The sequence below is a fragment of the Hyphomicrobium sp. genome (assembly GCF_003987855.1).
Taxonomy (GTDB): domain Bacteria; phylum Pseudomonadota; class Alphaproteobacteria; order Rhizobiales; family Hyphomicrobiaceae; genus Hyphomicrobium_B.
On sequence record NZ_RXIZ01000001.1, the window covers coordinates 90,933 to 109,501 of the forward strand.

19 protein-coding genes are annotated in these 18,569 nt (G+C 59.8%); 14 read left to right on the forward strand and 5 right to left on the reverse strand.

The genetic code is table 11. The features are described from left to right. The 14 genes from EKK30_RS00395 to EKK30_RS00460 all read left to right on the forward strand — a co-directional run. On the forward strand, positions 1-1,139 hold a 1,139-nt coding region (locus EKK30_RS00395), incomplete at its 5' end, for a ferredoxin:protochlorophyllide reductase (ATP-dependent) subunit N (RefSeq protein WP_290978564.1). 3 nt (positions 1,140-1,142) lie between these two features. Beyond that, positions 1,143-2,705: a ferredoxin:protochlorophyllide reductase (ATP-dependent) subunit B gene (gene bchB, locus EKK30_RS00400; protein WP_290978566.1), complete on the forward strand. Its 1,563-nt coding sequence runs from the start codon at positions 1,143-1,145 to the stop codon at positions 2,703-2,705. After that, positions 2,680-6,435: a magnesium chelatase subunit H gene (locus EKK30_RS00405; RefSeq protein ID WP_290979052.1), complete on the forward strand. Its 3,756-nt coding sequence runs from the start codon at positions 2,680-2,682 to the stop codon at positions 6,433-6,435. Before bchB ends, EKK30_RS00405 begins: the two co-directional genes overlap by 26 nt. Further along, entirely contained in the window at positions 6,432-7,343 is a 912-nt protein-coding gene (bchL, locus tag EKK30_RS00410; protein ID WP_290978568.1) for a ferredoxin:protochlorophyllide reductase (ATP-dependent) iron-sulfur ATP-binding protein, read from the forward strand. Before EKK30_RS00405 ends, bchL begins: the two co-directional genes overlap by 4 nt. After that, positions 7,343-8,044: a magnesium protoporphyrin IX methyltransferase gene (bchM, locus tag EKK30_RS00415; protein ID WP_290978570.1), complete on the forward strand. Its 702-nt coding sequence runs from the start codon at positions 7,343-7,345 to the stop codon at positions 8,042-8,044. The genes bchL and bchM overlap by 1 nt, the downstream gene beginning before the upstream one ends. Further along, positions 8,041-9,471, forward strand: a complete 1,431-nt coding sequence (locus EKK30_RS00420) for a PucC family protein (RefSeq protein ID WP_290978572.1) — start codon at positions 8,041-8,043, stop codon at positions 9,469-9,471. Before bchM ends, EKK30_RS00420 begins: the two co-directional genes overlap by 4 nt. A gap of 22 nt (positions 9,472-9,493) precedes the next feature. Next, positions 9,494-10,336 (forward strand): PRC-barrel domain-containing protein, encoded by an 843-nt coding sequence (locus tag EKK30_RS00425; protein WP_290978574.1) that lies wholly within the window; start codon positions 9,494-9,496, stop codon positions 10,334-10,336. Beyond that, entirely contained in the window at positions 10,333-11,001 is a 669-nt protein-coding gene (gene puhB, locus EKK30_RS00430) for a photosynthetic complex putative assembly protein PuhB (RefSeq protein WP_290978576.1), read from the forward strand. The genes EKK30_RS00425 and puhB overlap by 4 nt, the downstream gene beginning before the upstream one ends. Before the next feature lie 13 nt (positions 11,002-11,014). Next, positions 11,015-11,476 carry a photosynthetic complex assembly protein PuhC gene (gene puhC / locus EKK30_RS00435; RefSeq protein ID WP_290978579.1) on the forward strand — a complete coding sequence of 154 codons (462 nt, stop codon included), beginning with the start codon at positions 11,015-11,017 and terminating at the stop codon, positions 11,474-11,476. Next, positions 11,473-11,766, forward strand: a complete 294-nt coding sequence (locus EKK30_RS00440; RefSeq protein ID WP_290978582.1) for a hypothetical protein — start codon at positions 11,473-11,475, stop codon at positions 11,764-11,766. The genes puhC and EKK30_RS00440 overlap by 4 nt, the downstream gene beginning before the upstream one ends. After that, positions 11,763-12,827 (forward strand): magnesium-protoporphyrin IX monomethyl ester (oxidative) cyclase, encoded by a 1,065-nt coding sequence (gene acsF, locus EKK30_RS00445; RefSeq protein WP_290978584.1) that lies wholly within the window; start codon positions 11,763-11,765, stop codon positions 12,825-12,827. Before EKK30_RS00440 ends, acsF begins: the two co-directional genes overlap by 4 nt. 22 nt (positions 12,828-12,849) lie before the next feature. Continuing rightward, positions 12,850-13,692, forward strand: a complete 843-nt coding sequence (gene puhE, locus EKK30_RS00450; RefSeq protein WP_290979056.1) for a putative photosynthetic complex assembly protein PuhE — start codon at positions 12,850-12,852, stop codon at positions 13,690-13,692. A 30-nt stretch (positions 13,693-13,722) separates the two neighbouring features. Further along, entirely contained in the window at positions 13,723-14,952 is a 1,230-nt protein-coding gene (gene hemA / locus EKK30_RS00455) for a 5-aminolevulinate synthase (protein WP_290978587.1), read from the forward strand. A gap of 54 nt (positions 14,953-15,006) precedes the next feature. After that, entirely contained in the window at positions 15,007-15,363 is a 357-nt protein-coding gene (locus EKK30_RS00460; RefSeq protein ID WP_290978590.1) for a cytochrome c family protein, read from the forward strand. 472 nt (positions 15,364-15,835) lie between these two features. Here EKK30_RS00460 and pufM read toward each other — a convergent pair whose 3' ends face one another. The 5 genes from pufM to EKK30_RS00485 all read right to left on the reverse strand — a co-directional run bounded on the left by pufM (position 15,836) and on the right by EKK30_RS00485 (position 18,561). Continuing rightward, positions 15,836-16,765, reverse strand: a complete 930-nt coding sequence (pufM, locus tag EKK30_RS00465) for a photosynthetic reaction center subunit M (RefSeq protein ID WP_290978593.1) — start codon at positions 16,763-16,765, stop codon at positions 15,836-15,838. A gap of 16 nt (positions 16,766-16,781) precedes the next feature. After that, complete coding sequence (gene pufL, locus EKK30_RS00470; RefSeq protein ID WP_290978596.1) at positions 16,782-17,624, reverse strand: photosynthetic reaction center subunit L; 843 nt, start codon at positions 17,622-17,624, stop codon at positions 16,782-16,784. 119 nt (positions 17,625-17,743) lie between these two features. Next, complete coding sequence (gene pufA, locus EKK30_RS00475; protein ID WP_290978599.1) at positions 17,744-17,938, reverse strand: light-harvesting antenna LH1, alpha subunit; 195 nt, start codon at positions 17,936-17,938, stop codon at positions 17,744-17,746. Between the two features lie 11 nt (positions 17,939-17,949). Beyond that, positions 17,950-18,213, reverse strand: a complete 264-nt coding sequence (gene pufB, locus EKK30_RS00480) for a light-harvesting antenna LH1, beta subunit (RefSeq protein WP_290978602.1) — start codon at positions 18,211-18,213, stop codon at positions 17,950-17,952. Positions 18,214-18,324: 111 nt separating this feature from the next. Beyond that, complete coding sequence (locus tag EKK30_RS00485) at positions 18,325-18,561, reverse strand: hypothetical protein (protein ID WP_290978605.1); 237 nt, start codon at positions 18,559-18,561, stop codon at positions 18,325-18,327. Between the last annotated feature and the right edge of the window lie 8 nt (positions 18,562-18,569).

Genomic DNA, 18,569 nt, shown 5'->3' on the forward strand with positions numbered 1-18,569 from the left:
TCGTCGGCTCTAGAACCTGCGCCCATCTGGTTCAATCGGCGGCTGGCGTCATGATCTTCGCCGAGCCACGCTTTGCCACTGCAATACTCGATGAACGCGACCTTGCCGGCCTGGCTGACGCCAACGACGAGCTCGACCGCATCGTTGCTCGGCTTCTCTCCCGCCGTCCTGATATCAAGTTGTTGTTCCTCGTCGGCTCATGTCCCTCTGAGGTCATCAAGCTTGATCTTGCGAGAGCCGCATCACGACTCTCCAAAATCCACGCGCCAAGCACGCGCGTTCTGAATTACTCTGGCAGCGGAATAGAGACGACATTCACGCAAGGCGAAGACGCGTGCCTTGCGTCGCTCGTTCCCGAGCTACCGGCTCAACATCTCTCGAGCGCCAAATCCCTGCTCGTCGTAGGTTCGCTCGCCGACGTTGTCGAAGATCAATTTCGCCGTATCTTCGATCAGCTCGGCATCCCGGTTCACTTCCTGCCGCCCCGGCGCGCTGAAGACCTTCCTCCGATCGGCCAGAACACATACTTTCTTCTCGCCCAGCCGTTTCTCGGCGAAACCGCGAAAGCGCTGGAGGAACGGGGCGCGAAGCTTCTGCCGTCGATGATGCCACTGGGCGCAGAAGGGACGACTGAGTGGTTGCGGGCTGCCGCCATTGCTTGGAAAATTCCTGACGATCGGTTCTACGGCGTTGTTGCACCTCTCGAAGAGCGTGCGCGAGCCGCAGTGAAAAGACGCGAGCCGACAGTCTCCCGCAAATCGATTTTCTTTTTCCCGGATTCCCAGCTCGAACCCGCGCTCGCCCGCTTCGTCTCGCGCGAGCTCTCGATGCGCCCGATCGAAGTGGGATCGCCCTATCTTCACCGCCAGCATACGGCCATCGATATCGGCAGGCTCCCGCAAGACGTTGTTTTGAGCGAGGGCCAGGATGTCGAACGCCAAATCGATCGCTGTCGGAAAGCCGATCCGGATATCGTCGTCTGCGGTTTGGGACTCGCCAATCCGTTCGAGGCCGAAGGCCTGACCACGAAATGGTCGATCGAGTTCCTGTTCACGCCCATCCAGGGATATGAGCAGGCCGGAGATCTCGCTGAATTGTTCGCGCGCCCGCTCGTGCGGCGAGCCAGGCTGGAGGTCTAGCCCATGCAGCTGACGCTCTGGACATACGAAGGACCACCGCACGTCGGCGCGATGCGCGTCGCCACTGCGATGAAGGGCGTGCACTTCGTTATCCATGCACCCCAGGGCGACACCTACGCCGATTTGCTTTTCACGATGATTGAACGCAACAGCGCGCGCCCGCCGGTGACATACACGACGTTCCAGGCGAGAGATCTCGGCGGCGATACCGCGAACCTCTTCAAGACCGCCGCACGCGACGCCTATGAACGCTTCAAGCCAGACATTCTTCTTGTCGGCGCATCCTGCACTGCTGAGCTTTTGCAGGACGATCCCGGTGGGCTCGCATCGGCCCTCGATTTGCCGGTGCTGGTCGTCCCGCTCGAATTGCCCGCCTACCAGAAGAAGGAAAATTGGGGCGCCGCCGAAACGTTCTATCGCCTTGTGCGGGCATGTGCGCGGCCGAAGGCAACTCCGACGGACAAGCATCCCGACGAAGCGAAACGATCCTCATCCTGCAATATTCTCGGGCCGACCGCCCTTGGCTTCCGGCATCGTGACGACGTCACGGAAATCCGGAAGCTCATCGAAAGCTTAGGCGTAAAGGTGAATTGCGTCGCACCTCTGGGCGCAACGCGAGATGATTTGGCGAGGCTTTCAGAGGCCGACTTCAACGTTGTTTTGTATCCCGAAGTCGCAGAAACAGCCGCCCGCTGGCTGCAAAGGACTTTTGGCCAACCGATGCTGCGCATGCCGCCGATCGGAGTTGGGGCCACGCGACAGTTCATCGAGGAACTCGCTCGTCTGGCAAATATCACGCCGAACGCCATCCGCGCGGCGGAAAATTGCCGACTGCCTTGGTACTCGCAGTCGGTGGACTCGAATTATCTAACCGGAAAACGTGTCTTCGTTTTCGGCGATGCCACGCACGCCATCGCTGCCGCCCGCATCTGCCATCGAGAGCTCGGTTTCTCTGTCGTGGGCCTAGGAACCTACAGCCGCGAATTCGCCCGCGAAGTACGCGACGTCGCCGCCGAATTCGGATTAGAGGCCTTGATCACCGACGATTATCTGGAAGTGGAGACCGCGATCCAGGAACTCCATCCAGAACTCGTCCTCGGCAGCCAGATGGAGCGCCATATCGCCAAACGCTTCGGTATCGCCAGCGCAGTGATCTCGGCCCCGATGCATGTGCAGGACTTCCCGGCCCGCTACTCGCCGCAGATGGGTTTCGAAGGTGCGAACGTCCTGTTCGACAGCTGGGTTCACCCCTTGATGATGGGACTGGAAGAGCACCTGCTGACGATGTTCCGCGATGACTTCGAATTCAACGATGCGAGCACGCCGTCGCATCTGGGTCACGCGTCCCCCACGTCAAAACCTGCGCCCAGGAAGAACGAAGAAAGCCACGCCGGCACGCAATCGCCACTCGCGTGGGAAGCAGACGCGGAGAACGAGCTCAAGAAAATTCCCTTCTTCGTCCGCGGCAAAGCGCGGCGAAACACGGAGCGCTACGCAGCCGAACGCGGCGTTGCGACGGTAACTCGCGAGACATTGTATGATGCAAAAGCTTACTATGCCCGCTGATATCAGCGTGGTCCCGGTCAAGTTCGTCATCATAACGCTCGACAGTCATCTGGTCGGGGCCCTGAACCGCGCGCTGCCGACGTTGCGCGCCGCCGTGCCGGGACTCGAACTCTCCCTTCACGCCGCGGCCGAATGGGCAGACAACCCACAGTCGCTCGAACGCTGCCGCGCCGACATCGCAAGCGCCGACTTCATCGTCGCCACGATGCTGTTCATGGAAGATCACATTCAAGCCGTGCTCCCTTGGCTCGAAGCGCGCAGCCCCGAATGCGACGCGATCGTCGGGGGAATGTCGGCCGGTGAAATCATTCGCCTGACGCGGCTCGGTGAATTCCGCATGGATAAACCCGAGCGCGGCGCCATGGCGTTGCTGAAGAAATTGCGGGGATCAAAGAAAAAGGGAACCAGCATCGGCGCCCAACAGGTCGCCATGCTTAAGCGCATTCCCAAGATTCTGCGTTTCATCCCCGGCATGGCGCAGGACGTGCGCTCCTATTTCCTCGCTCTTCAATACTGCATGGCGGGAACAGCCGAGAACATCGCCAACCTGGTCTTGTTCCTCATCGATCGCTATGGGCGGCGCGATCGGTCCGCGCTTCGGGGCAAGCTGAAGGTCTCTCTGCCGCTCGAGTATCCCGAGGTCGGGATCTATCACCCGCGACTGACCAAGCGCGTCACTACCCATGTTCATGAACTTCCCTCGCCCGAGAAACCAAGTCGAGGGACAGTCGGCCTCCTCGTGATGCGCTCGCAAATTCTCGCTGGCGACACGGCGCACTACGATGGCGTAATTGCTGCGATCGAGAAGCGGGGCCTACAGGTCATCCCGGCATTTGCGACTGGCCTCGATGCCCGGCCGGCCATCAAAGCGTTCTTCCAAGGTTCGCACGCGATCGACGCTCTCGTTTCGCTGACCGGATTCTCCCTGGTCGGCGGCCCCGCGTACAATGACTCGAAAGCCGCCGAGGACGTTCTCGGCGACCTCGATATTCCTTACCTTGCCGCTCAGCCCCTCGAATTTCAAACACTCGAGCAGTGGGGCGCGTCAGACCGCGGTTTGCATCCTGTCGAGGCCACGATGATGGTGGCCATTCCTGAAATCGATGGCGCAACAGGGCCGATCGTATTCGGCGGTCGCTCGGACGGATCCGGCCGGCCGTGCCAAGGTTGTAACGTCGGTTGCACGTTCTCCGTGAACGACGACGCACGGCGGATGCACGTATGCGCTGAACGTGCCGAGATGATTGCATCGCGCGTATCGAAGTTGGTCGAGCTTAAAAAAGCCTCTCGCAGAGATCGCAAGCTCGCAATCGTCCTCTTCAACTTTCCGCCGAACGGCGGCGCCACGGGCACGGCCGCCCATCTTGCCGTTTTTGAATCGCTTTGGAATACGCTCAAGGGCCTTGCCCGTGCGGGCTATCAAGTCGAGCTACCTGCGAACGTCGATGCGTTGCGCTCCGCGATCATCGAAGGCAATGCGTCTACGTACGGCATGCCCGCGAACGTCCTCGCCCGGGTTCCGACGGATAGCCATATCCGCCGGGAAGCTTGGCTGGATGAACTTGAAAAGCAGTGGGGGCCAGCCCCCGGCAAACACCAAGCCGACGGCCGATCGATCTCCATTCTCGGATGTCGCTTTGGCAATATTGTCGTCGGTGTTCAGCCTGCGTTCGGATACGAGGGCGATCCGATGCGGCTCCTGTTCGAAAAGTCGTTCGCACCAACGCATGCGTTCGCTGCGTTCTATCGCTATCTGCGCGAAGACTTCGGCGCCCACGCGTACTTGCATTTCGGCACGCACGGCGCGCTGGAGTTCATGCCGGGCAAACAAACCGGGCTCTCCGCCAGCTCGTGGTCGGACCGCCTGATCGGCGACACGCCGAACTTTTACCTGTACGCCGCCAACAACCCGTCAGAAGGCACGATCGCCAAACGCCGCTCGGCCGCGACGATCATCACCTACCTGACGCCGCCCGTGGCTCACGCTGGACTTTATCGCGGCCTTATCGATCTGAAATCGTCCCTCGATCGCTGGCGTAGCCTGTCGCCCGAGGAAGCGAACGAAAAAACCGGCCTTGCCGAACTCATTCAATCGCAAGCCGCAGCGCTCGACCTCGTTGCCGCCGAGCCTGCCTGGCCCCGCGATCCGAGCGCCGAAATCGTCCGTCTTCAAAATGAAATCACCGAGCTGGAGCAAACGCTCATTCCGCAAGGCCTTCATGTCGTCGGCGAACCCGCCTCCCTAGAAGAACGGACGTCTCTCCTCAGCGCCATTGCTGAGTCCTCCCTCGGCATCGAGCTGCCCGCTGCTGCGGCAACCGCTCTGGCCACCGGCTCCTCACCGGAAGCAGCGTTGCGCGCCGGAGAGCTGAGCAGATCGAGCGCACACCTCGAAATGTTCAAGCAGCTCGCCGACACCAACCGCCTGCTGTCGCAAGACCACGAGATTGCCGGCATCATCGCGGCGCTCGACGGGAAATTCGTGCGGCCGGTGCCGGGTGGAGACCTGCTGCGATCGCCGCAAATCCTACCGACGGGCCGCAATCTTCACGCCTTCGATCCGTTCCGCATTCCCAGCGCCTTCGCCATTGCCGATGGCGCGCGACAAGCCGACCGCCTCCTGCATCGCCATCATAAAGAGACGGGAAGCTTGCCCGAATCCATCGCCATCGTTCTATGGGGCACCGATAACCTGAAGAGCGAAGGCGGTCCGATAGCGCAGGCCCTGGCATTGATCGGCGCCAAACCTCGCTTTGACGGATATGGCCGCTTGACCGGCGCGGCGCTCATTCCGCTCGCCGAACTCGGCAGGCCGCGCGTGGATGTTCTCATGACGCTCTCGGGCATCTTCCGCGATCTGCTTCCGCTTCAGACCAAGCTTTTGGCCGAAGCGGCGTTCCTGGCAGCGAAGGCAGACGAAGCCAGCGAACAGAACTTCGTGCGCAAGCATGCGCTGGATTATCAGCTCCAGAACGGTTGCGATCTCGAAACCGCCGCGCTTCGCGTCTTCAGCAACGCGGATTCTGCCTACGGCTCGAACGTCAATCATCTGATCGACAGCGGTCATTGGACTGACGAGAACGACTTGGCCGAAACCTTCGCAAAGCGGAAATGCTTCGCTTACGGTTGCAGCGGCGGACCCGTCCAGCACGCGCAATTGTTCAACAGCATTCTCGCGGACGTCGACCTTGCCTACCAGAACCTAGAGTCCGTCGAACTCGGCGTCACGACCGTAGACCACTATTTCGACAACCTCGGCGGCGTCAGCCGCGCCATCCGCCGCGCCAAAGGCGACGCGATACCTGTCTACATCGGAGACCAGACCCGCGGCGAAGGCCAAGTGCGAACGCTCGCCGAGCAGGTCGCTCTCGAAACGCGCACACGGATGCTCAATCCGAAATGGTACGAGGCCATGCTCAAGCATGGCTACGAGGGCGTCCGCCAAATCGAGGCGCACATCACCAATACGGTTGGCTGGTCGGCGACGACGAGTCAGGTCGCGCCGTGGATCTACCAGCGGCTGGCGCAAACATTCGTGCTCGATGACGCCATGCGTCAGCGTTTGGCGGAACTCAATCCAACGGCATCCGCCAAAGTCGCCAACCGTCTTCTCGAAGCCCAGGAGCGCAACTACTGGGCACCCGACAGCGAGACGCTCGAAGCATTGCGCAAAGCAAGCGAAGAACTCGAAGATCGCGTTGAAGGTGTCGGACTGGAGGTTGCCGCATGACTGAACTACTGCGAACGGTTCCGATGGACGCGATACCGCTCAGGCGCGGCGATGGAGCGGGCAGCGTGCAAGTCGCGCTTGATCCGACCATCCAAATCGGCAATGCCAAGGTCTTTTCCGTTTACGGCAAAGGCGGGATCGGCAAGAGCACCGTTTCCTCGAACCTCTCTGCCGCATTTTCGAAACTCGGCAAACGCGTCCTTCAAATCGGCTGCGATCCCAAGCACGACTCGACGTTCACGCTGACAAAGAAGCTCGTTCCGACCGTCATCGACGTTTTGGAATCGGTAAATTTCCATAGTGAAGAACTCCGCGTCGAAGACTTCGTATTCGAAGGCTACAATGGCGTCATGTGCGTCGAGGCCGGTGGTCCGCCCGCCGGTACGGGTTGCGGCGGCTACGTCGTCGGCCAGACCGTCAAGCTCCTCAAGGAGCATCACCTTCTGGAAGATACCGACGTCGTCGTTTTCGACGTCCTAGGCGACGTTGTCTGCGGCGGCTTCGCCTCGCCTCTGCAGCACGCCGATCGCGCGCTTATCGTTACCGCCAACGATTTCGACTCCATCTTCGCGATGAACCGCATCATCGCGGCGATTCAGGCGAAGTCGAAGAACTATCCCGTTCGTCTCGCAGGCGTCATTGCCAACCGAAGCGCTGCTAGCGATCAGATCGACCGGTTCACAAGCGCGACAGGTCTACGTCGCCTAGCGCTCATTCCCGACCTCGACGTCATCCGCCGTAGCAGGTTGAAGAAATCCACCCTCTTCGAGATGGATCTCTCGCCTGAACTTGAAGCCGTACAGAACGAATACCTGCGGCTCGCGGCCACCCTTTGGGCGGGTACCGAACCGCTCGACGCTCACCCGATGAAAGATCGCGAAATCTTCGACTTCCTGGGATTCGACTGATGGAACCGCACTCCTACATTCGACGCCGCAACGAGATCGAAAGCTACTTCGACGGCACAGCCTTCGAGGCCTGGAAGCGGCTCACGTCCGAAGCGCCCTTGGGACGCATCCGTCAAACGGTGCGAGCCGGACGCGAGGAAATGCGCAAGACGCTCCTGAGCTGGCTGCCGGAAGATCTCCGCGGCGTTCGCATCCTCGACGCCGGTTGCGGAACGGGCGTCCTCGCGCAGGAAGCCGCAGCCCGCGGCGCCGACGTCACCGCGACCGATCTTTCGAAATCGCTGATCGAGATCGCCCAGAACCGCCGGCCGAAACTGTTCGGCTGCGGTCAACTCGAATTCGTCGTCGGCGACATGCTGGAGCTCGATGTCGGCACGTTCGATTACGTGGTCGCCATGGATTCGCTGATCCATTACGCCCCGGATCACATGATCGCGGCATTGGCGAAGCTGTCTCAAAAGGCCCGGCGCGGCGTGCTTTTCACATATGCTCCGAAAACGCCGGCTCTCGCCGTCATGCATGCGATCGGGCGCGCCTTCCCGCGTTCAGACCGTGCCCCGGCCATCGAGCCGATCAGCTCATTCCAGATGGAGAAGCTGCTCGAATCCGAGCCGAAACTGTCCGGTTGGTACGCATGCCGAACCAAACGAATCGCCAGCGGTTTCTACAAATCTCAAGCAATGGAGCTCCTCGCCGAATGAGCACCATCAATGACAAATTGGCGCGCAAGTGGCTTTTGCTGAGCCCCAAGCTGCTTCCGTTTGCAGACGCCGCATCTACCGAGCTGCCGCTCTCGCGCCTCCTCCGGCTGTCCCTCTTCCAGGTCTCGGTCGGCATGGCCCTCGTCCTGCTGAACGGCACGCTGAACCGGGTGATGATCGTCGAACTCGGCGTCCCGAGCTGGCTCGTCGCGCTGATGGTTTCGCTTCCGCTGGTCTTTGCCCCATTCCGTGCAGTGATCGGCTTCCGCTCAGACAACCATCGCTCGATACTTGGGTGGCGGCGCGTGCCCTACATCTGGTTCGGCACAATGCTCCAGTTCGGCGGCTTGGCGATCATGCCGTTCGCTCTCATCATTCTATCTGGCGACTCGAATGGACCCGTGTGGGCAGGCCACGCCGCATCAGCCTTAGCATTCCTTCTTGTCGGCGCAGGAATGCATACGACCCAGACAGCTGGGTTGGCTTTGGCCACAGATCTGGCACCTCCCGCCACGAGACCGCGTGTCGTCGCCTTCCTCTACGTCATGCTCCTGATTGGCATGGTCGCCAGCGCCACCGTCTTCGGCCGCGTGCTGACCCAGTTCAACGAGGTCCATCTCATCCAGGTCATCCAGGGAACCGCGCTCCTGACGATGATCCTGAACATCATCGCGCTCTGGAAACAGGAAGTTCGCGACCCTTCGCGGGCAGCTGCTTCAGACGATCAACCATCCTTCCGCGAATCGTGGAGATCGTTCCGCGAAGGCGGCCGCTCGAGCCGTATCCTCCTGGCTGTCGGTTTCGGAACCGCGGGCTTCAGCATGCAGGACATTTTGCTCGAACCCTACGGCGGCGAAATCCTGCACTTGTCGGTCGGAGCCACAACCGCCCTTACTGCACTTCTCGCATGCGGGACGCTCTGCGCCTTTGCGATCGCCGCACGCGCCCTGAAGCGCGGAGCTGACCCATATCGCCTTGCGGGATACGGAGCACTCGTCGGCGTCATCGCGTTCTCGGCCGTCATTTTTTCGGCTCCGTTTGAATCGCCCACCCTCTTTCGCATCGGCGCGACCCTCATCGGATTTGGAGGAGGCCTCTTTGCAGTGGGCACGCTGACGGGTGCCATGGCCCTCGCCGAGAACGGTGCCAGCGGATTGGCGCTCGGTGCTTGGGGCGCTGTTCAAGCGTCGGCCGCGGGCGTCGCCATCGCCCTCGGTGGCGCAATTCGCGACGCCGTCGCCGGCTTCGCAACTCAAGGCGCACTTGGACCAGCCTTGACCAGCCGAAGCGTCGGTTACGGCATGGTCTACTATTTCGAGATCATCCTGCTCTTCATCACACTAGCCATCGTTGGACCGCTCGTACGTTCCACGGCCACTCTGCCGCGGGAAAAATCGAGGTTTGGTCTAGCTGAATTCCCCGGGTGAGATGCCTTTTGGAGGTTCCACTATGAAAGGCCAGATTACACAGAACATCGACGTCGCTCAGGTCGTTCTCTACACATTCTGGGCATTCTTCGCGTATCTCATCTTTTGGCTGAGGCGTGAGGACAAGCGCGAAGGCTATCCGCTGGAGTTCGAACGTCCCGAAACCGCTCCGTATCTGAACTTCCCGCCGATCCCATCGCCTAAAAAATTCTTTCTCGCGAACGGCGAAGTCGTCCTCGCACCGCGCGGCGCCGAGAGGCGAGAACCAGAGATCCGCGCCGAACCGATCGCCCCATGGCCCGGCGCGCCGCTCGAGCCGACCGGCGACCCGATGTCATCATTCGCGGGTCCTGGTGCCTACGCGCTCCGCGCCGATGTTCCCGATGTGGCTTTGGACGGGCTTCCCAGGATCGTTCCGCTCCGCGTCGCGAGCACCGAAAGACCCGTGCATCACGATCTACCGAGAGTGGAAACCGCCGACGGCGAAGCGTCCACCGAATACAAACATTTCGAGCTCGATCCCAACGATCCTGATCCGCGCGGAATGGAGATCATCGGCGCGGATGGACTTTCCGGCGGCATCGTTGCGGACGTCTGGATCGACATATCCGAGGTCATCATCCGATACCTCGAGATCCAGCCGAAAGGCGGCAGCCGCAACGTACTGGTGCCGATCACATTCACGCGCATCGACGGCCGCAAAGGCGCGGTCTACGTCAATGCCGTTCTGTCTACGCAATTCTTGAATGCGCCGACAACGCGCGATCCGCAGAAGGTGACGCTGCGCGAGGAAGACAGGATCTGCGGCTACTACGGCGGGGGACTTCTCTACGCCACGCCGCGTCGGAGGGAGGCATTGCTGTGAGCGACCATACTCAGCGGCCAATCCCTGGCCTGCCAGAACAGCTTCCAAGCGGAGAGCACGTGCTCTGGCAGGGCTCGCCGAGTTGGTTGGGCATAGCGATGCGCGCCTTGCATGTTCGCGCCGTCGCTATCTACCTCGCACTCATCGTTCTGTGGGGAACGACGTCGGCGATTGCCAACCAAAAGCCCCCAATGGATGTGTCGATCTTCGCGTTGAAGCTCTTGGCGATATCCGCCTGCGCACTCGGCGGGCTGATGCTCTTCTCCGTGCTCGTTTCTCGGTCGACCATCTACACGATCACCAACCGCCGCGTTGTAATGCGTATCGGCGTCGCGTTGCCTGTGACGCTGAACATCCCGTTCAACACCATCCAGTCGGCCGACCTCCGGCTCTTTTCAAACGGGAGCGGCGACATTCCCTTGCAACTGGCGACTGAGCGCCGACAGCCTTTCGTGGTTCTGTGGCCGCACGTACGGCCTTGGCATACGGCGAAACCGCAACCCATGATCCGCGCCGTTGCCAATGCCAAGGACGTGGCGGCCATCCTGACGTCTGCTTTGGGCGCTCCAGCCGCGGCCAAGCCGGCCGTTTTGGTCCGCATGCCACGCACGGTGATCTCAAAACCAAGCGAGCATTCCGCCGGCGAAAAGACCGTGGCCGCGTGAGGAGTTCCGTATCGTGACGCACAATACCGCCAAAAAGATCGAGCTGCCGCCGGCACCCCTGATGGTCGCATTCACACTGTGTTTTGCAGCGCTGATCACGGCCGCTGTAGCGAGCCGCTTCGATATCGGCACGACGCATGTGGAGCACGTGGGCGTCCAGCAGAGTCGTGATCTCCTCTTCGACGATGCAAACACCGGATCGGTTCAAATCCGCGATGCCCAGAGCGGCGTCCTCATCGACGAGATCGTACCAGGCAAGGACGGCTTCGTGCGGATGGTCATGCGCGGCCTCGCTCGCGACCGCATCATGGCCGGCGGATCAAAAAGCGCGCCCTTCACTCTCGCTCGCTGGGAGGACGGACACCTGACCATTTCCGATCCGTCCACCGGACGACGCGTCGAACTCGTCGGCTTCGGAACGACCAACGAGAATGCATTTGCGAAATTGCTCGTGCAAAGGAGTAGCCAGCGATGATCTGGAGCAGCCAGTGCATCAACGTCCCATGCACCATTGAGATCGAAAATACCTTCGAGAGCCTGCACGCACACGTGAGCCTCGACGGCGATCTCGCCATGAACCCCGGCGACGAGGTCCTCGTCCACGGCGAACCCGTCCGCGTGCCATACGGCCAGAAGCTGACGCTGCGCCGCTTCGCGACGGTAACGCGCGCCAGCCCATTGGAACAGGCCTGGACGCGCCTGCTTGCACGCTTGGAATTCACGGAACTCTACGAGGTGAGTTTCTCATCTGGGAGGCAGCTATGACGATAGAAACGATCGGACGTACGAACACCGCGACCATGGAAGCTCAGAAGGACACCCTTCTCACGCCAAGATTTTACACCACCGACTTCGACGAACTCGACGCGATGAGCATCGAGGGAGTTCGCAGCGAGTGGGATCCGCTGATTGCGGAAATGCGCGCGGACCCGAACAAGGGCCATTTCCGGCGCAACGCGGAGTGGACCAAGATCGACCTCGAGAGTCTGCCCAAGGGTTTGCAGAAGGAATTTCTCGACTTCCTCGTCAGCTCCTTGACCGCTGAGTTCTCCGGCTGCGTGCTTTATGCAGAAATGAAAAAGCGCGGAAAGAACCCCGACATCGTCGAGCTGTTCCGCTTCATGAGCCGGGACGAAGCACGGCACGCGGGCTTCATCAATGATGCCCTGCGCGATTTCGGCGTGGGGGTTGATCTGGGCTTCCTGACGAAGACAAAAAAATACACGTTCTTCCGTCCGAAGTTCATCTTCTACGCAACTTATCTCTCGGAAAAGATCGGCTACGCGCGCTACATCACCATCTATCGCCATCTAGAGCGGAATCCTGACCGGCGCTTTCACCCGATCTTCAAGTGGTTCGAACAGTGGTGCAACGACGAATTCCGCCACGGCGAAGCATTCGCCTTGCTGATGCGCGCCAATCCGAAGTTTCTGACCGGCCTTAACAAACTCTGGGTCCGCTTCTTCCTTCTTGCCGTCTACGCGACGATGTACGTCCGGGATCACGCGCGGCCTGAGTTCCATAAGGCCATCGGCATCGATCCCACCGACTATGACTTCCGCGTCTTCCGGATCACGAATGAAATCTCGCGTCAGGTTTTCCCTGTCGTGCTGGACATCGATAATCCGAAGTTCTTGGCCGGGCTCGAAAGCCTTCGGGTGATCAACGACAAGCTGTCCGATCTCGAAACGCGCAAGGGAATTGGCGCGCGCATGAAACGGTCCGGCCTCAAGTGCGCCGCCGCGTTTGCGTTCCTCAAGCTTTTCCTTATTGCGCCGGCCGAGAACGCAATTCCCGACACGAGCCGTATGTCGCCAGCCTGGTAAGCCGGAGTTTCCGTTGGACCACGTGATCGCCATTGCCTTCGCAGTCTTCATCTGGTGGTTCAGCACCGGTGCAATTCTCTATTTGCTCCGGATGCCGTCGGAGACCTACGGCTTGAGCGTGGTGACGGCCTCGGCCGTTGCCTTCCTGGGTCTTGTTGGGCTTTGGGTGACAAGCGACGACACCACGGCCGCGTCGGCGTTCTGCGGCTTCACGTGCGCGCTCGCCGTTTGGGCCTGGCACGAAATCAGCTTCCTGACGGGATACGTCACCGGCGTGCGCGTGACCCGTTACGTTCCCGGCGACGATGAGTTGCCGCGCTTCATTCAAGCCACTCAGGCGCTCATCTATCACGAGTTGGCCATACTCGTAACCGCAGCTGCAATCGTCTGGCTGACGTGGGGACAACCAAACCAGGTCGGAACCGCAACCTTCATCATCCTGTGGCTCGCGCGCCTTAGCGCCAAGCTCAACATCTATCTCGGCGTACCGAATTTGACCGAGGAATTCCTGCCGCCGCGCATGAGCTACCTCAAGAGCTACTTCCGTTCGCGCTCGATGAACTTGCTGTTTCCGATATCGGTATCCATCGCGACCATAGTGACATGGCTTTGCATCGATGCCGCGCGCGATCCCAACGCATCGGCCTTCCAAGTTGCGGGCCACTCGCTGCTCGGCACGCTCATGTTTCTCGTCGTGATCGAGCATTGGTTTCTTGTTCTGCCATTGCCAGTCGCCGCGCTTTGGAATTGGCAATCAAACGCCGAATCGAGCGCCACGCTTCAGTCGTCGAGCGACCAACCTCTGGCGGCAACCATGCCCAGCAATGATCAACTGCAGATGCTTGCTCGCCGAACTTATCACTGAATGACAGAGATCCACTCCGGGAGGAAAAAGATGTACCAGGCCTCGTTTCAAAAACACCTCGACAAATTGCATTGCGAAGGCCGCTACCGGATATTCGCGGATTTGAAGCGCCGCCGTGGCGCATATCCGCTCGCCCAACTGCGCAACGCCAGCACCGAGCGCGAGGTGGCCGTTTGGTGCTCGAATGATTATCTCGGCATGAGCCAACATCCACTCGTGCTCGCCGCCATGCACGAGGCGATCGATACGGTCGGCGCCGGCTCGGGGGGAACCCGCAATATCGCCGGCACCACCCACTATCATGTCGAACTCGAGGAAGAGCTCGCCGACTTGCATGGCAAGGAAACGGCTCTCGTCTTTACGTCGGCCTACATCGCCAACGACGCGACGCTGTCCACCTTGGTAAACCTCCTGCCTGGCCTGGTGATCTTCTCCGACGAGAAAAACCACGCTTCGATGATCGAAGGCATTCGCCGCGGCCAAGGCGAAAAACACATCATTCGTCACAACGACCTCGCCGATCTCGAAGCGAAGCTGCGCAAATATCCCAAGAACACGCCCAAGCTCATCGCATTTGAGAGCGTGTATTCGATGGACGGCGATATCGCGCCCATCGCCGCCATTTGCGATCTGGCGGACAAATACAATGCGATGACTTACCTCGATGAGGTGCACGCCGTCGGCCTTTACGGACCGAGAGGCGGCGGCATTGCCGAGCGCGAAGGCGTGATGGATCGCGTCGACATCATAAACGGCACCCTGGCAAAAGGGTTTGGTGTCATGGGCGGCTACATCGCCTCGAGCCGCGCCTGCTGCGATGCCATCCGGTCTTTCGCGCCTGGCTTCATCTTCACCACGTCGTTAGCCCCGGCGGCCGCGGCTGGCGCCGTCGCCGCGATCCGCCATCTCAAGGTGAGTACGCTCGAACGTGCACGTCATCAGGAACGGGCAAAAACCTTGAAGCGCCGGCTTACGGAAGAACGGCTGCCGCATATCGAAAACCCGAGCCATATCGTCCCGGTGATGGTCGGTGATCCCATCCATTGCAAATCGATAACGGACACGCTTCTCGCCGAGCATGGCATCTACGTTCAGCCCATCAACTATCCGACGGTACCAAGGGGCACCGAGCGGATGCGGTTGACGCCTTCCCCCGTGCACACGGACGAACAAATGTCTCGTCTCATCTCAGCGCTCAAATCTCTGTGGAGCGCCTGCCCGGTTGCCGAGGGAAAGTACATTCGTCTCGCCGCCGAATGATCTCTGCAAAAGGCGCAACAAGTCTCTTCGCGTAGACAAAGGAAAGGTAATGAAATGCACAGATGGGCTTTGGCGGCTTTGATTGTTGCCGGTCTTCCAAATGCGTCGTTCGCGCAAGATGCGGAAGCCGGAAAGACGGTGTTCCACAAATGCCAGGTCTGCCATCAGATCGGCAAAGACGCGGTCGGACCCAACCTCGTCGGCGTCGTCGGTCGAAAGGCCGGCACCGAGGGGACCTACAATTATTCGAATGCGGTCAAGAATTCCGGCATCACGTGGGATGACGCGAACTTGGATTCCTGGCTCCAAGGCCCCAGCAAAAAGATCCCCGGAACGAAGATGTTGTTCCCCGGCCTCAAAGACGCCACCGACCGCGCCAACGTGATCGCATATCTCAAAACGCTGAAATGATCTAAGCGCCAACCTAAAACAATGAAGCACCGCAGGCCTGGCCTAGCGGTGCTTTTTAGTTTGCGCAGCTCCTTCTAGTGCTACCGAACCTCCGTCAAGGATTTGTCGGAGCCGGAGCTGGTGCCGGCGTGGCGGCGTTCGGGCTCGGCGCTTGAGGTTGGGCTGGTGCAGACACGCTCGGCGACGGCGTCTCGTCTGCGACGGGAGGCCCAGCGCTGTGCCTGCCAATGTAGCTCCCCACAGCCGCCGCGAAAACGGCGACGAACAAGAAGCCGACCAAAGTCAGGGCAGCGACACCTGCTCCGCTCGGCGAGTTAGTTGCTGGTCTCATCACTCGACTCCCTTTGCTACAATTATCGCTGACCACCAGTCCGAACTCGTGATCCGTACTGAAAAAAAGCGAGCGGCTGCCGGATGACCGGAGTCGCTCGAGTTGGGACAACTGCTCAGTGAACCTGTACTTACGTTAGGCTTAGGGATACGCGGTCGGAGCCAATCCGTGCCTGATACCCCATTCGAACCAATTATCCACGACCGTGCCTGTTAGAAGAATTCCGATTCCACCGCACAACGGGCAGAGGACCGCAAACCACCAGGCCCACCTGTGAATGGATTCGACGGTCGCGTTGAAACCCATCGTCCATCGCCAGAAGAGAGCCGCGCGTTCCGCTGCAGTTCCGCGGTCCGTGATCTGCTCGATCTCACGCTCGCCGCCATACCGGCCAACCGCAAGGATGGTCGCCGCATGCATCGCGAACAACAACGCCGATCCATAAAGGAAGGCGATCGAGAGCATGTGGAACGGGTTGTAGAAGAGATTGCCGTGATCGAGAGAAAACTGGTTCGTCCAATCCAAGTGCCGGAAAATCCCGAATGGCGGCGCCACGCTCCAGCTCCCCATGAGAATGGGACGGATATAGCCGAGCGACAGGAACAGCCAGATCGCCGCCGCAAAGGCCCATGCCACGTGCGTTCCCATCTTGAGCTCGCGAGCGCGCTTATACATGCGCACCCACCACAGAAGAATGGAAGTCGTGAGGAAGAACCCGGCCATCAGCCACCAGCCGCCCTCTTTCAATGGCGGAAAGATCGTGAGGCCCCACTTGGCATCCGGCGGCTCGAGCGACAGCCAGAACAAGCGTCTGACGAACTCGATCGGATTCCAGTTCACCGATGCGAGCATGTTGAGACCGATGATCTCGATCGCGATGATGCCCGACACGATCGACATAACTCCGAGCGTGCCGAGGTAGACCGGCCCGACCTGAGCATCACCGATCTTGCCCGCCCAATACGAGAAGAACGGTTGTCCTTGGCGGGGCCAGCCGCGCCGTACGTGGACCCCGAATTCAGCGGGTCCGCGTACTTGAACTTGAGTGAAGATGTTTTGATACTGCGCCATGGCTTTCACCTCTACCTCACGCCCAGATCGGGAGCTTGAGCCACCAATCCCACCAGTCGGCCCATACACTGCCTTCCGCCCAAAGCGGACCGCTGATCACGATGCAGATCGCGCTGAACAGAACGGCCGACAGCGCGAGGAACAATCCGAGCCGATGAATTCCGAGTGTTCCGATCGAATATCCGATCGTGTCGCGGAAGAACGTGTTCTCATGGTCCGGAGTCTTCACCGGCTCATCCTCGGTTTCATGACGGCCGGGATTCACGGCGGAGAGGATCACGCCTCCGTGCAGAGCAAGCGCAAAACACGTCGTGAAGAAGAACGTGATCGCGATCATATGCGCGGGGTTGTAGTGGAAATTGCCGTACGCGTAGCCGGTATTCGAAACCCAATCGAGGTGACTCATGATGCCGTACGGAAAGCCGTAGGACCATGAACCCATCAGTACAGGCCGGATCACCACGAGCGTGGCGTACGCCAGGATCGCGAAGCCGAAGGCAAAGGGCACGTGATACCCGATACCCAGCTTGCGGCAGATTTCAACTTCGCGCAAAGCCCAGGAGACGAACGACCCGAGCGCGCAAACCGTTACGATTTGCCAGATGCCGCCTTCTTTCAAAGGCGCGAAAGCCAATCCGTATTTCGCATCCGGCGGATTGATGCTCAACCTGAAGAGGCTCCAAGTCGGTCCTTGCGAAACGCCATAGAGGATCATAGCGACGCCGACGAGCACGAACAGAATCGTCGTAACGCCAAAGAATCCTACGTAGAAGGGCCCGACCCAGAAATCAAAAAGATCCCCGCCTATGAGCGTTCCGCCACGTACGCGATATTTTCTTTCGAAGCTCAACATAGCCATTGCTCGGTCCTCCCGAAGGAAAGCAGTCCAGCGCGCTTAGTGACATCGCGGGAGAGGACGGATGTCGGTGCATAGCCGGCACCTCGTCCTCCATGATCTGCGCACGTCGAGAAGAATGCTCAGGCCGGAGCGCGATCCGGAACTGTTTGCTGGATCTCCGCCTTTGGCGCAGTGCCGCGATGCGGGCCCTCGAGCCAATTGAAGCGATCCGTGCTGAGCAAGATGAAGTGAATGATCAATGCCAGCGCAAACAGAAACGTGAAGAGTGCGATCAGCGTGCGGCGCGGATCGAACAAAAGCCAAAGTCGCCACATATCGACCTCTCCTATGCCAACAATGATTTCACAAAGCTCACAGCGTCGGTGACGCCGCCAGCGGTCGCGTAGTTCACAGCATCGTGGATTCCGTCCAGGGACGCATAGCCGTTAGGACCTGGCAGCCAGGGACGCCACATCCAAACGAGGATGTGAGCGACGACCGCGATCGCCGTGAACAGGATGAAGCTAGTCATAAAGATACTGTGGAACTCTTTCGCTTCCTGTTCGGTCAAGCCGGACAATGATCCGCCTCGCCTTTCGTCTATAGCCATTTGTTTTACTCCTCATGCATGCTTCAGATTCCACCGCACTTCTTGCGCGGCAGAGACGACCGCGATGTAAGTCGCGATCTCCGCCCAGCAGCACCGGGCGAACGTTTTGGCCTATCCCATGAAGGCATAGGCCGTGCAGGTACGAGCCGCGCTCCAGGCGCCAGCGATGATCGATTTTTGTGTTTCTCTTTTTGTCTTCGACATCCAGTTCCACGGCATCAGTCGTTCGAAGACAGCTGCCGCGAGTAAGACAACGAAACTGACAGCGAAGATGAGGTAGTATTCCAGCGACTGCCTGCCGCCGGCTTTCGCATGCCCATGCGGAACATCCATCGTTGATATCGCCATCTCGTCCT

Bases quoted from the DNA above. Each gene is read 5' to 3' on its own strand.
- EKK30_RS00405 (WP_290979052.1), top strand. From the start codon at position 2,680: ATGCAAAAGCTTACTATGCCCGCTGATATCAGCGTGGTCCCGGTCAAG.
- pufM (WP_290978593.1), bottom strand. From the start codon at position 16,765: ATGGCGCAGTATCAAAACATCTTCACTCAAGTTCAAGTACGCGGACCC.
- bchB (WP_290978566.1), top strand. From the start codon at position 1,143: ATGCAGCTGACGCTCTGGACATACGAAGGACCACCGCACGTCGGCGCG.
- bchM (WP_290978570.1), top strand. From the start codon at position 7,343: ATGGAACCGCACTCCTACATTCGACGCCGCAACGAGATCGAAAGCTAC.
- EKK30_RS00440 (WP_290978582.1), top strand. From the start codon at position 11,473: ATGATCTGGAGCAGCCAGTGCATCAACGTCCCATGCACCATTGAGATC.
- pufB (WP_290978602.1), bottom strand. From the start codon at position 18,213: ATGGCTATAGACGAAAGGCGAGGCGGATCATTGTCCGGCTTGACCGAA.
- EKK30_RS00420 (WP_290978572.1), top strand. From the start codon at position 8,041: ATGAGCACCATCAATGACAAATTGGCGCGCAAGTGGCTTTTGCTGAGC.
- EKK30_RS00485 (WP_290978605.1), bottom strand. From the start codon at position 18,561: ATGGCGATATCAACGATGGATGTTCCGCATGGGCATGCGAAAGCCGGC.
- EKK30_RS00460 (WP_290978590.1), top strand. From the start codon at position 15,007: ATGCACAGATGGGCTTTGGCGGCTTTGATTGTTGCCGGTCTTCCAAAT.
- acsF (WP_290978584.1), top strand. From the start codon at position 11,763: ATGACGATAGAAACGATCGGACGTACGAACACCGCGACCATGGAAGCT.
- bchL (WP_290978568.1), top strand. From the start codon at position 6,432: ATGACTGAACTACTGCGAACGGTTCCGATGGACGCGATACCGCTCAGG.
- hemA (WP_290978587.1), top strand. From the start codon at position 13,723: ATGTACCAGGCCTCGTTTCAAAAACACCTCGACAAATTGCATTGCGAA.
- EKK30_RS00425 (WP_290978574.1), top strand. From the start codon at position 9,494: ATGAAAGGCCAGATTACACAGAACATCGACGTCGCTCAGGTCGTTCTC.
- pufL (WP_290978596.1), bottom strand. From the start codon at position 17,624: ATGGCTATGTTGAGCTTCGAAAGAAAATATCGCGTACGTGGCGGAACG.
- pufA (WP_290978599.1), bottom strand. From the start codon at position 17,938: ATGTGGCGACTTTGGCTTTTGTTCGATCCGCGCCGCACGCTGATCGCA.